Origin of the sequence: Mesorhizobium sp. WSM3224 (assembly GCF_000427725.1) — a bacterium.
GTDB lineage: Bacteria > Pseudomonadota > Alphaproteobacteria > Rhizobiales > Rhizobiaceae > Mesorhizobium.
The window spans coordinates 66,525-78,993 of the sequence record NZ_ATYO01000001.1 but is presented as its reverse complement, the minus strand read 5'-3'; the positions used below and the strand labels follow the sequence as shown (position 1 = coordinate 78,993).

Sequence of the window (12,469 nt, the reverse complement as noted above, 5' to 3'; positions counted from 1 at the left end):
GATGACGGCGGGTGCCTGGACATCGATCGGTCGGCGGCGCGCTAATGGGCGTGTTATCGTTTGCGGCAACGAAAAAGGCGGCTCCGGCAAGACCACGACCGCGATGCATATTGCGATCGCTCTGATCGATTCCGGTCACAGCGTTGCGACCGTTGATCTTGACGAACGCCAGCTTTCACTAACGCGCTATGTCGAGAACCGGCGCCGCTGGGCGCAGTCTAAGGGAATTGCCCTGCCTGTGCCGCACCATTTTCATGTGCCGCCTGCCGCGCGCGAAACAGCCGCGGTTGTCAACAGCCTTCTGGTGCGCGAACTTAAGGAAGGTATCGCGTCAATCAGGGCCAGCCACGATTTCGTTGTCATCGATACGCCCGGCGCGAATACATTCCTCAGTCGACTAGCCCACGGCATGGCAGACACGCTGATTTCACCGATGAACGATTCGTTTGTCGATTTCGATGTGCTAGCCAAGGTCGATCCGCTCTCCCAGGAGATTCTGGGATACTCGCAGTACGCTTCGGTGGTGCTCGATGCCCGCAGGAGCCGCCTGCACTCAGAGAACGCGAACCTTGATTGGGTCGTGGTTCGCAATCGTATGTTCCCACTTGCGTCTCGCAACGAGCGCAAGATCGACAACTCGCTGCGCCAACTTTCAACAGACCTCGGCTTTCGAGTCGCTGACGGCATTTCCGAGCGCGTCGCATTTCGCGAGTTCTTTACCATTGGAGTTACCGCGCTGGACGATTTCGAGAACCAGGTGCTCGGAACCGCACCGACGATGTCGCACCTAATGGCCCGGCAGGAAATCCGCGGACTCCTGAAGGCACTCCACTTCCCACTGGACGAATCCAATCAGAGGAAGGCGGATGCGCGGCGCAGACACACCGCGAGCGTGAGCCGCCCGATCGCACTGCCAGACATCTTTGCCAAGTAAACAGCCGACCTCATCGATGCATTTGTAACCCGCCACCCCCATGCCGGTGATGACGGTGGCTGGCCTCGGATCTGCAGTGCTCTCCGAACAATCGCAGTCGGACAAAATTCTGGTGCCCAAAAAAGCACGTCTTATCGGACGAAAGTGACGTTGCGGCGGGTCCCGATAGGCCTACATCGATCACACGGAACAAATTTCTTCGCTCAAGCTTCCGGTCGAATTAACCAAGCTCGGTCGACTTATCGGCACGCTGACACGAGCCGCCCAGTGGTCCAGTTACTCCAGAAAGACCTTGTATATCAATAGGTTGAATGACCATCGACAGCGCAATTTGACCGCGCAATTTGGTAAACCAAAGCTACCCCGGGTACCGGCTGCGTCTACCGCTTTTTAACTAGTTCTAATGGTGCACAGATTCTTAATGCGGAGTTATCCACAACTTCGTAAGATGCAGCTGCAGGTTGGGGTTTGTGGACGGAAGCCGTGGTGGGGATCATCCTACGGGACGATACGGATCAAAGATCCGCCTTCCTTACAATTTCAGCCGAGCAATGTTGGTGCGGTGGGTTCAAGCAATTGGGCCCGGACAACAATTGGAAAGAGAGTAGTATCAGAATGAAGTAAAATGGAGTAGATAAGATGAATCAACCTCTACCTGGCGGGCATTGGGGTAAGTCTATAGAGGTCGAGCAGAACAATCCTGCGTTGGGTCTTAACGGGATTGATAAAGGAGAAACTGAAGAAAACCAACGCGGCGACAGCCTAGTCGTCATCGTTGATAAGCGCATCCTTGAACGTGAATGCCTGGCGAGTAGCCTTCTGGCTCATGATCCGGTCGTCCGCGTGATAGCTGTCGGCTCGTTCTTGGAATTGAACGATCTGCAGGCCGAGGCCTCGGCGATCCTGGCCATCCTTAACGGCAGTAACATCGCCGACTCGACCGTGCGGTCCGAACTACAAGAGTTCATCACTGCGGTCGGCGACATCCCGGTCATTGTCGTTGCGGATTCGGAAGCTCCGGCCGACATACTGGCGGCCTTAGAAACCGGCGCGCGCGGTTATATTCCAACCAGCGTTTCGGTCAAAGTGGCGGCAGAGGCGATCAGCCTCGCTCGTGCCGGCGGCATCTTCGTGCCGGCCAATGCCGTGCTGGCTCTTAGCGAAACAATCCGCGCATCGGCCAGTTCGCCAAAGCCACTAACTGGCCTGTTTACGAGTAAGGAAGCTGCGGTCGTCCAGGCTTTGCGCAAAGGCAAGGCCAACAAGATCATCGCCTACGAGCTCAATCTGTGCGAGAGCACCGTCAAGGTCCACATCCGCAACATCATGAAGAAACTCAAGGCGACCAACCGAACCGAGGTCGCTTACAAACTCAAGGATCTGATGTAGCAAGGATCCGCAATTTTCGCCAAAGAGCCTGAGGCTGGCCAGCCGAGCAATATCGGCTGGTCAGCCTAGGGGCTAAACGTCCCGTTCGAGACGCGATCCGATGAGCGGCCGCCCGCGGCAATAGCCCGTGTGACAGGCAAGATGATCGAACAACAGCCCTGTGCAATGGCGCGTTGGGCCAAAAAATTCATCTGACGTTCCGAAATCGCCGCCTACAGGTGCGTTGACTCCAGGATAGCTGAGCGGACGGGTTCCGGCACGTCGCTGGCAGGACGATGTTGCGCCTCGGCGATGTGCAGCGCTAGCGGCAGTTCAGATCTTCGAAAGACAATGGACGTCCCAAGCAGGGTCAATCCCCCCAACGCTCCAAGCCCAAACCATCCAGCCAAAATGTAAATCGTGACCTGCATTGCCTTTCCCCTACTGACCTGAGCCACCTCGACGCAAAATCCATAGAAGTGAATGTGATTTTTGGCGCTTGGCTGGCAGTTTGGAAGCTGTCTTTTGTGCGCTGGCCCCGTATCGGCCGTACCTCAAAAGTTGTGACGTGGAGGACGAACAGGCTCTCCCCTAGGCGGCCCAAGGCGGCACTCGCTAGGAGAGACCTTCGAGATCAGCGGTAGCAATGGGGTGTGTCGGACATTGCGATCCGACGATGATCGCCCTCGCCATCACGGGAGGGATTTGAATGCCCATATACCGCATCGCTCGGCCAAAGTAGTGGTGAACCATCGGCACCAGAAGCGGCTGATGCTCGTAGAGTTTCCCCTCAACTGAATAAAGCAGCAGCCGGCCCCTGGCCTGCCACTCCAGTGCCGACCGGTGCCAACCCTGGGGCGAGACATCCGCGATTTGCAGCTGGCATGTGTCCTTCGTCGCGTAAAACCACTGTGGGTCAGTGTTCGGATCCGACAAGCTGAACGCATAACCATTGCGGTGAAGCAGAGCGGCGATGTCCTCGTTGGCGGAATGAGCCGTCGTCACGCTTTGGCCAATACCGCCGCTGAACACCTTGAGGGTGACGCTCAAAACCATGAGAAGGCCGAAAGCAAAGCTAAGCGTGAATTGGTTCATCGGATCGCAAGGCTCCTGCATAGATGACCATCACAGCGAGATTCGTCATCCATTCCGCCAGCGTGATGCCAACCCTTCCATGGATGATGTCGTAATAGGCCGGCATAATACCTATGAGGCTTATCCTGGCCAGGTTGACAGCCACTGTCGCAAAACACGCGGCGACCACGGTGCTAATGACTGGCTTCGACCATTTGAGGTCGTAAAGTTTGACGATCATTACGCCGCAAAGAAGCGCCAGCGAGAGGTTCGTGAGGGACGAGCAGGCCGGCAGCAGGAACACTACGCCGGAACCGTCCGCGAACGGCACCGTATTGCCTACCCCACCCGTACCGACGATCCAGCCGATCATTTTTGCATCGATTGCCAGGATAGGGCCTCCGAAGACCGCAAAAGCCAACCGGGCCCAAAACATCGGAACGGTTATAGCTCCCAACACCACCGCTGCCCTCCGCGTGGTTGCCTCGCGCGACGTCAGCGCCAGATAGGCGGCTACGCAGGCCAGTGCCAACCAGCTCAGCTGAGGCAAGGGAACCAGGAATGCAAAAGCCGCGATGCCGGCAATGTAGAAATCCGATCGACGCGCACGCTCAGGTTCGGAATGCAAAAATAGCCAGAAGGTTATGCCCAGCGCCAGCCAAACCACAAGGCTGACACCGAGCATATCCAGCAGCGCCAAAATTGGACCGTCACGGGCAAGCGACTCCGCGACACGATCGCTCGCGCCGTTTGCAAATCCCGTGGCCACCACGCCGCAGTAAATTTGGCCGCGATAAACAGTCATGGGTGGGCGCTAAGGCTCAGCGGCCGTCGGTCGGGGCCATGCCGATCATTTGCCGCGATGCCGACGGCGATACCATACATAGCCGCCAAAGGCAGCCAGCGCTGGGAAGCCGATGCCGATCACAGGACCCGGGGCAGAGCGGCTCGTGTCCCCGCCACCATTGCCGGGCGGGAACCAAGATGCCAACGCATAGCCCGGAAGAGTGTCCAGGAGCGTGACAAACAATGCTATGGTAGCAGGCGCGATAAACTTGATCATTTCTTCCCCCTTTGGCATAACCGCAGAACAGGCTAATAATGACCAAATTTTCCAACAGAAAAACCGGGGACTGCGGAACGAAAGAGGTAGAGCCGCCTAATGAATTTGATCGCAGGCCCGACGGCTTCAGTGTTTTCCCGAGATAGTGCAAACCTGGCTGGCGAACCTGGTTAACCGACGTCCGGCTGCTGACGTTCAGTAGTAGCCGCGACCGTGTCCGTACCGGCATTTGTTCAGGACAATCCCCAGAAGGTTGGTCTCGCCTGCCAGTTCCTGCTCACAGCAGCGGATCTTTGCCATCGTGGTCATGCCGGCCCCTGCCACAAGCAAGGTGCAGTCGATATTGGGCAGGAATGCCAGCACGTCGTCGCTGCCGAGAACTGGAGGGAGGTCGACGATAACCACCGTGGGGCAAAGCTTGTCGTGGAGTTGCATCATCGCCGATCGCGCGGACTGGCTTTGGAGCAGCTCGGCCGAATAGTTGATCCCATGCGGGCCGGCGCTCACAGCAAGATTTTCACCGTAGCGCACGAAAGTGCTTTTGATCGAAGCCCGCCCTTGCAAGAAACTCTCGGTGGGCCGCGCCATATCAAGACCCAGTATCGAACTGATCTGGGGCTGGCGAAGATTCAGATCTAGAAGAACGACCCTGCAACTCTGCAGATTCGCAAGGCTGAACGCCAGGTTCACGGCCACGACCGACTTCCCGGATTCGCGCTCTGGCGACGTTATCGCCACAGTGGTCCAGCTGTTGACATTGAGACACCTGAGGACCTTGGTGCGCAATACATCGAAGCTTGCTTGAGCTGGTTCCTCAGGAGCGAATGTGACAAGCCGGGCCTGACGGGCTCGATCGAGATCGAGTTCCACGCGTTCCAATCCGGCCCAATGCTCGTCTACCAACACCACAGATTGCTGCCCGACGACCTCTAGGGACGCATGCGGCGCGGGCTGGAGCAGCTTCACCTTCGTCGGCATGCTTTTGTCTCCTGCGGCACGAATGCGTTGCCTAGCGTGGGTCGTTGGCTAATTCCAGATCGCACTGTTCACCTCGACATTTGCGGACGGGCGAGAACCTATGGGCAGGAAGATCGGACTGCCGGCCAGAAGCAATACGATGGCTGCAACACTCAGACGCATCTTACGCGCAGGTTCCTGGCTATCGGTCGCAATATAGGGGATGGTGACAAAAGGCTGGCCCCGGAACACGGCTGCAAGATCGGCAGGACGACGAATGGTTGGGAAGAAGATTTCCATAAGCGCGAAGATGCCGAAGCTCAATCCGAGGCCTGCCCCGAAACTTCCAATGACGATTACCTGCCGCTTGGGCCAGATACGTTTGTCTGGAGGGGTTGCCGGCTCGATGAGCGACAGCTTTTGGCCAACTGCTTCCTTTTCGATACGCTGTCCGGTCGATGCGTCCGCCAACCTGGCGACTGCCTCGTTATAGTGCTTCTGCACGGCCTCGTAATTCTGCTCGAGCGCGCGGAGTTTGGTAGAGTTCATTTCGGTGTCGGCGATTGATCGCGTCAGGTCGTCGAGCAGCGGTCCAATGGATTCCTTCTCCTGCGCAATCAAAGCCACCTGACCCTCAGTGTCGGCCAACTGCAGGCGAAGCTCAGGGGACATCCCGGCGGCGCGTGCGACATCCGTTACGGTCTTGTCCTTTTCGGAGATGCGTTTCTCGAGATCGGCGACCCGTGTCCGCAACGCCACAAGGTTCGTACTGCCATCCTTGAAGATCGTCTCCTGCTCGGCAAGCGAACGCCGAAGCTCGGCCAGCTGCAGATCGTCAGCCGGTCCTCCCTGCCCCCCGGAAGCCGATATTTGTTGAATCATCGAACGCTTTTGCTGAAGAGAGATGATCTCGCGCTGAATTTGACCCAGCCTTTCTTCGTAGGCTCTCTGCTGCATGCGGCGAAACTCGAGGCTGTCAGGCAGAGCCTCCTTATGCTCCAGTTTGAAGCTCAGGACCGCTTCTTGGGCGTCCTTCAACGCGGCCTCCAGACGTTCCACCTCGCGGTTGAAGAATTCATGTGTATGGTCCGCCACCGCCTTGCGTTCGCGCTCGTTCGCTTCGAGCATGGCGTTTGCGTAGGCATTGGCGACATCAGCGGCGAGAATGGGGTCGGCCGCGTCGAATGAAACCGTAAAGGCAATGGCCCCGCTACCGCTACCCAGATTATTCAGGACAGCCGGCTCGATCCTGGTCCTTGCAAGCATTTGTGCAACGACATCGTCGTCGGAGAGGTTGGCCTTGGCGAAGATCGCAAACTTACCGGCCAAACCGAGCAAACTGGCCCTTGTCGTGAGTTCGTGCTCAAGAACTTGCAGTTGCTGGATGGGATCCGCTGTAACCGATGAACGGGCCAGTTCCGTTGATATACGCGGCGACTCGACCAGAATCTTGGCGACAGATCGGTATACCGGCGGAAGGAAGAGCGCGACCGCGAAGCCGACGACCGTGGTCATCACGATCGGGATGGCCAGGTAGCGCAGCCGCTGAGCATAGACCGAAGCGTAAAAGCGGAAATCTTGGCTATCCATCAAATCGACTCGCCGTCATGGATTCCTCCATATGTCGCTGGCGGACCAACAGCGCCGGTGCGTGACTGCAGATTCGCGTAGCAATCCTTTTGGCGGAAGCGCTTCCTAAGGTCGAGCTGACACACGAGGTATGCCTCTTTTGACGATGGACCCTCTCCTTTCGGCGGCCGGTACGGTCCTATTCTTACGTTCACTCGATTTCGCTGAGGGCTTATTCTTGGTTGATTGGAATTCCAATACAACGATCTGCTCGAGACGCACGCGTCGAGGAGGAAGAGTGTCTTCAAATCCAATTGCCCGCCTTCGCCATGGAAGGCTTGCGGCGGCCCTGCTCGCCAGCGCCGCGTATATGTTCTTTGCAGTCGAGGCTCAGGCCGCCGACTACCGGCTCGCCGCGCAAACGAAGATCCACATCTCGATCATCCAATGGAACCCCTCAAAGGGCGAGTACCAGCGCTGGGAAGCTCTCAGCGGCGATTTTCTGGTGTCCAACCAGGGAACGATAGGGCTACCGGTCGTCGGCTCGCTCGATGTGGGCGGCAGAACGAACACTGAGGTCGCAGCCCAGATATCGGCAGCGCTGCACGACAAGATGGGTCTCATTTCTCCTCCCGAGGTATCGGTCGAAATCGCCCAGTATCCATCGATCTATGTCGTTGGAGCGGTCACCACGCCTGGTGCGTATCAATTCAGGCCGGACTTGACAGTACTGCAGGCGGTGGCTTTAGCCGGCGGACGCTATCGGCCGCCGCTTGAAAAGGCAGGACAGGGCGGGATCAGCCTACTTGGCGAACTTACAACGATCCGCACCAAAAAGTTGCGGCTGCTGGGCCGCATCGCGAGGTTGCAGGCCGAACTAAGCGGAGACGCAGAAATCCGCTTCCCAGCTGAATTGACCAGCAACGACGCCGGCGACGTCGCCGGCCAAGTCATGGCGCTGGAGCGCAGCCTGTTCACGGCACGAGCCAGCGAGAAGACGCGACAGGTGGAGAAACTTTCTGACCTGCGCAATATGTACACGAACGAACTGAATATGTTGGCGAGCAAAAGCAAGGACTCTGGCGAGGAAATCGCCCAGACCGAAACAGAAGTCGCCAAGATCACCAAGCTGGTCGAGCAGGGCATTGTAACCTCGTCGCGATGGGCGGAATTGAGACGTGTGCTTGGCCAGATGCGGGCCGAGCATGCCCAAGGGGACATCGAGGCGATGCGGGCGCGACAAGGTCTGAGTGAGACGACGCGCCAGGAATTTAGTATCAGCGACCAGCGCCAAACGGAGGCCGCCACGCAACTGCGTGACGCGCAGAGCGAGCTTACCGAAGCAAGAACGCGGGAGTATACGATCCGCCAGCTCCTGCTGGCCGACAGCACCGTCGTGCCGGGCGCCCCGTCCGACGGCAATTCCGACCTGAAACTGGTCATCGTGCGGCAAGATCGACAGGGACCAAAAGAGCTGAGCGCGTCCGAAACCACGCCGCTCGCACCCGGCGACGTGGTCAAGGTTTACGTAGCCAGCTCGACGCAGGACATGGTCAATCCGGCCACGCCCCAGCCGAGAACCGGCCCCCAGGCCGGCGGAGAAACACAATAGCAGCATGAATTCGACAAGGTTGGCCGCGGGGACTACTGGGCGCTGAGCCCCGCCCAAAGAGCTGCCCAATGCGTCGGCCCCTTGCCCGTGCGAACTCCCTCTCCTAACACCACAGCCAGTTGGAACATCGCTGACAAAAGAAAGCCGTGATGGCGCCGGTAGTACTGGACCCGGTTGCGCGTCAACAGCGCAGAGAGGAATGGGTTGGTTCCGGATTCTCCACCGATGTGGATTATTTCTGCCCCCGATACATATGCGATTGAAAGCCCAACAGCGCGGACTCTTCGCATATAGTCAACTTCCTCGCTGTAAAGAAAGAATGACTCGTCCCAGGCTCCCACGAGCTTGCGCGCCCGCGCCGAGATTGCCAGTGCGGAGCCTTCAGCCCAATCAGCGAATCCATCGGCCGTGTATCGCGCTGGATCGCTGATCTTCTCGCCGGTACCGATCCAAGCCCCAAGTTTCCCTCCACCCAGAACTGCATCCGTCCATGCCGTCTTCAATGACGGCTCGCGTCGAAGTGAATGCGTGAGCCTGCCGTCCTCATCAAGGATTTTTGGCACGGCCACGCCTACGGTGGGATCCACCAGCCGATTTATAAGCAAACGGGCCGCACCGGGCAGTAGCCGCACGTCAGGGTTCAACACGAGCAGGGTTGAGTCTTTTCCAACCGTCGCGACAGCCGCGTTGATGCCGCCAGCGTAACCCGAATTCCGGCCAACGCTGACAACTCTCGGTCGGACGGGATGAGAAAGTGCTATGGCAACGCTATCGTCGCTGGACGCATTGTCCGCAATGACGACTTCAAAGTCCTGGATTCCGTCGAGCCCTGTCTGAAGCGAATCGAGGAATGCTTTCAGATGCCGGCCACTGTTGTACGACACCGTCACCACAGACACACGCTCATGTCCTGGCTGCGACGTCTCTTCGTTGCGACCATTTCCCGCCATGGCTTCGTTCCCGATCTCTTTCACGTCTTCGATCCCGGCAAAAGTCGCGTCGCTTGACGCAATGGTTGTTCGTCCGTCCCGCCCGGCGGAAGGGTCGCGAATATGTCACGTTTGCTGGAGCCCATCTCGATCCACATCGGGGACGATGCCGCGGAATAGGCATCCGTCTCCGCCGGCTCGCTTTGCGCGCGTTTGGCATCAAGGATCCACACGCCGCTTCCCAGAAGAAATAGAGCGAGAACATAGCTGCTGTTCCAGAAGTGAACCGTCCATCCGATGAGGAACAGGAAACCCAGTGTGATCAGGTAGGCCGTTTGAAAATGATCGAGCCTTTCGTCGCTATTACTTTTGACAGCCATAGCGATGCCGATCGAGATTCCCGCCAGTAGCAACAAGATCGGGGCAGCGAAACCAAAACGCATTGCCTCGACAAGCCAGAAATTATCTATGGTGCCGTTGGGCATCCATCCCGGGCGATCCCAATCGTTCAGTCCGATCCCGAAAATGGGGTGGTCCAGAGCAATCGTGGACCCATAATCCCAGATCAATCGTCGATACCAATATGTTTGCGGGTCGAGCACAACCATTTGTGTCACGATCGAGATTGGCGATCGATTGGAGAGGATCTCAGCCGCAACGAACAGCAAGAGCACCGCGCCGATGAGAATTTTCCATCGATGTCTATTTCTTCGCAGCAAAATGTTCCAAAAAAGCAGAAAGGCTTGTGCGGCCATGCCTGCGATTGGTCCACTCGATAGAGAGGTTGCCGCTGTCACAACGACCAATGCCGCCTTGAAATTCCGGTGAGCTGCAGCTTTCTTGTAGCCAAGAACAAGGTAAGTGAGAGCCAGGGCGCTTCCTACGTTCAATCCGAATAGAATTGGATGGTCGAATACGGAAATAACCCGCGTGTGACCCAGTCGTTGAACGGTCGGATAATCATTGACCGGCAAGATGACGCTGAACGCCTTGAGTAGGATGTTGCCGCCGCCAAGGCACTCGACTATGGCAAACGGCATCAAAATCACGGCGATCCAGAACAACAGGCGAACGGCGTTGTGAAAGTCGTCCGCGTCACGGATCCAACACCGCGCAAGCATGTATGGGCCGGCAGTTTCTAAAAAGAGGATCCCCGCGGATTGGGCCCCGGTGGCCAATCCGTGATTTGCAATGAGACCAATCACCGACCAGACGGCAAGCATCAGGATCGCGATATCCGCAAACCTTATCCGACCGGCCTTGCCTGAGAACAATCGGACGCCGCAGGGTACAATCAACGCTAAAAGCACAAGGCGATAGACCGAGAGCCGAAGCGGCCCGAGATAGAAAACCCAAGGTATTTCAAGCGAGATCAGAAACACCCAAACCGGCCAGGAGGTCGTCTTCCCGGACAACGCGGCCGGACTGCTTCGCGCAAACTGGTTGGTGGATTCGGAGCGCTCGCCAAAGCCGACAAGGCGGTCGGGACTTTTGGCTTTGGGGCTCCAATACCCCGGTTGGTCAGCAACGCTGCTCACGTACCGATGTCCTGCACTCGAACCAGTCGAACCATGGTCGACCGGATTAAGTTAAGTCGGCCGCCAATCCACCCGGCAACGATCTTTTTCCTGGTGAGAGCTGGCTGTTCGACAAGGATGGAAGAGAGATACGACAAAGGCAGCGTCACCGTCATCGCCACCAGCGCCGCAAATAGCCATGACTGTATTGCGGGATACATGATGCTGAGGCAGCAAAGAACCGGCGCATGGATCAAGTACACTCCGTAAGACAGATCGCGCCTGATGAACGAGCGCCCTGGAAGGTTCGACAGCCCAGCGAAGACCACCAGGTACGGCAGGCAGAGCGGCGCCGCGACGATACCTGCTCCAGACGCAAGCGAAGCCAACAGGATCAGGAACGCGAGACCCGCCAAAGCAGCCGAATAGGGTATTGTCCGACGGAAGGTGGATAGAGCGACGCCGGAAGCAAAATAGACGAAGAGGCTGATGAAGGTAACGAAACGGCCAGGCAGCCGTTCGGCGAAGGCGGGAAAGATTCCGTTCGCGACATAAAGGACATAGGCCGCAAGGAACACGACCAATACCAGGCGAGGCCGGGCGAGGATGCCAACCACACTCATCAGCGCCAACGCAATATAGGACAAGACTTCGAAATGCAGCGTCCAGAGCGCGCCGTTGACGATTGCGGGATGACCGCCCGGCAACTGCACCCCGGGAAGGAAATCATATGTGAGCGTAAGAATGTTCTTGACGTAGAGGGGCAGGCCAGCGTCAGAGAAATACCGCGGCAATGGCAGCGTCGTCAGGATCGGGCCAACCAGGATCATGGACGAGATCACTACGACAGCGAGGGCTGGAAAAATCCTGAGCGCCCGGCTTGTCGCATAGTTGATTACCTTGCCCGACCGAACCAGCCCTGGAGCCACCAGAAAGCCGCTGATCGCGAAGAAAACAAGAACCGCGAGGAGGCCGAAATGCAGAAATCCTCCGCTGAACGCGAAGAGAAGATCTGCCTTCGCATCGTCAATGGAACTGTGGGCATGATGCAGAAGGACCGTGATCGCCGCAGCCAATCGAACTTCATCGAAGCCCGGTCCCACGAACCCCGTTTCGGCCAGCCGGCTTTCCAGGGTCCGGCCGCGTATGTTCCAACCGAGAACATTTGGGATCATTAGGCTGCCTGGTGAGATGCTTCGCAGCAGAAAGTTTCGGCCGGGGATATGGCGCGCGCAACTACCTAATCGGGCCAAGAGCGCGGCCTGCGTTGGCTGCCAGAAACGAAAGGAGTACGAACGTTGCGGGAACGGGCGACTGTCGGCGTGCCGTCGCATTTTCCCCGCAAGCTGCGAGACTTTTGATATCCGGAACTTCATCCACATCCTCGCCTCGTTGGTTGGAGAGGCATGCGCCAAGGCGTTTTGAGTCTATTGCGAAATAACCCCA

The 12,469-nt window shown here is 57.6% G+C and carries 11 protein-coding genes; 3 read left to right on the top strand and 8 right to left on the bottom strand.

Annotated elements, in window-relative coordinates:
- The first annotated feature begins 1 nt into the window (after nucleotide 1).
- Both YU3_RS0100365 and YU3_RS35775 read left to right on the top strand, forming a co-directional pair.
- Nucleotides 2–934, top strand: a complete 933-nt coding sequence (locus YU3_RS0100365) for a division plane positioning ATPase MipZ (protein WP_027164357.1) — start codon at nucleotides 2–4, stop codon at nucleotides 932–934.
- A gap of 639 nt (nucleotides 935–1,573) precedes the next feature.
- Nucleotides 1,574–2,323 carry a response regulator transcription factor gene (locus YU3_RS35775; protein ID WP_084507878.1) on the top strand — a complete coding sequence of 250 codons (750 nt, stop codon included), beginning with the start codon at nucleotides 1,574–1,576 and terminating at the stop codon, nucleotides 2,321–2,323.
- Between the two features lie 594 nt (nucleotides 2,324–2,917).
- On the opposite strand, the gene YU3_RS0100350 is transcribed toward YU3_RS35775, so the two are convergent.
- From YU3_RS0100350 to YU3_RS0100330, 5 genes are all read right to left on the bottom strand, one after another.
- Nucleotides 2,918–3,397, bottom strand: coding sequence for a hypothetical protein (locus YU3_RS0100350; RefSeq protein ID WP_027164355.1), 480 nt, complete (start codon nucleotides 3,395–3,397; stop codon nucleotides 2,918–2,920).
- A complete protein-coding gene (locus YU3_RS0100345) occupies nucleotides 3,378–4,181 on the bottom strand; it encodes a hypothetical protein (RefSeq protein WP_027164354.1) in 804 nt (267 codons plus the stop codon). Before YU3_RS0100345 ends, YU3_RS0100350 begins: the two co-directional genes overlap by 20 nt.
- Before the next feature lie 45 nt (nucleotides 4,182–4,226).
- A complete protein-coding gene (locus YU3_RS40330; RefSeq protein WP_156913270.1) occupies nucleotides 4,227–4,439 on the bottom strand; it encodes a hypothetical protein in 213 nt (70 codons plus the stop codon).
- A 195-nt stretch (nucleotides 4,440–4,634) separates the two neighbouring features.
- The gene (locus YU3_RS0100335) at nucleotides 4,635–5,417 is read right to left on the bottom strand and encodes a CpsD/CapB family tyrosine-protein kinase (RefSeq protein WP_027164352.1); all 783 of its coding nucleotides are present in this window, start codon (nucleotides 5,415–5,417) and stop codon (nucleotides 4,635–4,637) included.
- A 48-nt stretch (nucleotides 5,418–5,465) separates the two neighbouring features.
- A complete protein-coding gene (locus tag YU3_RS0100330) occupies nucleotides 5,466–6,986 on the bottom strand; it encodes a hypothetical protein (protein WP_027164351.1) in 1,521 nt (506 codons plus the stop codon).
- Between the two features lie 277 nt (nucleotides 6,987–7,263).
- On the opposite strand from YU3_RS0100330, the gene YU3_RS35770 reads away from it, so the two are divergent.
- Nucleotides 7,264–8,577 (top strand): polysaccharide biosynthesis/export family protein, encoded by a 1,314-nt coding sequence (locus YU3_RS35770; protein WP_198021621.1) that lies wholly within the window; start codon nucleotides 7,264–7,266, stop codon nucleotides 8,575–8,577.
- A 32-nt stretch (nucleotides 8,578–8,609) separates the two neighbouring features.
- Here the strand turns inward: YU3_RS35770 and YU3_RS35765 are convergent, their stop codons facing one another.
- From YU3_RS35765 to YU3_RS0100310, 3 genes are read right to left on the bottom strand one after another with little or no spacing between them, the layout of a single operon-like run.
- A complete protein-coding gene (locus YU3_RS35765; protein ID WP_348631160.1) occupies nucleotides 8,610–9,551 on the bottom strand; it encodes a glycosyltransferase family 2 protein in 942 nt (313 codons plus the stop codon).
- Complete coding sequence (locus tag YU3_RS35760; RefSeq protein ID WP_051333795.1) at nucleotides 9,548–11,044, bottom strand: O-antigen ligase family protein; 1,497 nt, start codon at nucleotides 11,042–11,044, stop codon at nucleotides 9,548–9,550. The genes YU3_RS35765 and YU3_RS35760 overlap by 4 nt, the downstream gene beginning before the upstream one ends.
- Complete coding sequence (locus tag YU3_RS0100310; RefSeq protein WP_084507876.1) at nucleotides 11,041–12,405, bottom strand: acyltransferase; 1,365 nt, start codon at nucleotides 12,403–12,405, stop codon at nucleotides 11,041–11,043. The genes YU3_RS35760 and YU3_RS0100310 overlap by 4 nt, the downstream gene beginning before the upstream one ends.
- Between the last annotated feature and the right edge of the window lie 64 nt (nucleotides 12,406–12,469).

Coding starts and splice junctions, on each gene's coding strand:
- YU3_RS0100365 (WP_027164357.1), top strand. CDS start 2: ATGACGGCGGGTGCCTGGACATCGATCGGTCGGCGGCGCGCTAATGGG.
- YU3_RS35775 (WP_084507878.1), top strand. CDS start 1,574: ATGAATCAACCTCTACCTGGCGGGCATTGGGGTAAGTCTATAGAGGTC.
- YU3_RS0100350 (WP_027164355.1), bottom strand. CDS start 3,397: ATGAACCAATTCACGCTTAGCTTTGCTTTCGGCCTTCTCATGGTTTTG.
- YU3_RS0100345 (WP_027164354.1), bottom strand. CDS start 4,181: ATGACTGTTTATCGCGGCCAAATTTACTGCGGCGTGGTGGCCACGGGA.
- YU3_RS40330 (WP_156913270.1), bottom strand. CDS start 4,439: ATGATCAAGTTTATCGCGCCTGCTACCATAGCATTGTTTGTCACGCTC.
- YU3_RS0100335 (WP_027164352.1), bottom strand. CDS start 5,417: ATGCCGACGAAGGTGAAGCTGCTCCAGCCCGCGCCGCATGCGTCCCTA.
- YU3_RS0100330 (WP_027164351.1), bottom strand. CDS start 6,986: ATGGATAGCCAAGATTTCCGCTTTTACGCTTCGGTCTATGCTCAGCGG.
- YU3_RS0100310 (WP_084507876.1), bottom strand. CDS start 12,405: ATGTGGATGAAGTTCCGGATATCAAAAGTCTCGCAGCTTGCGGGGAAA.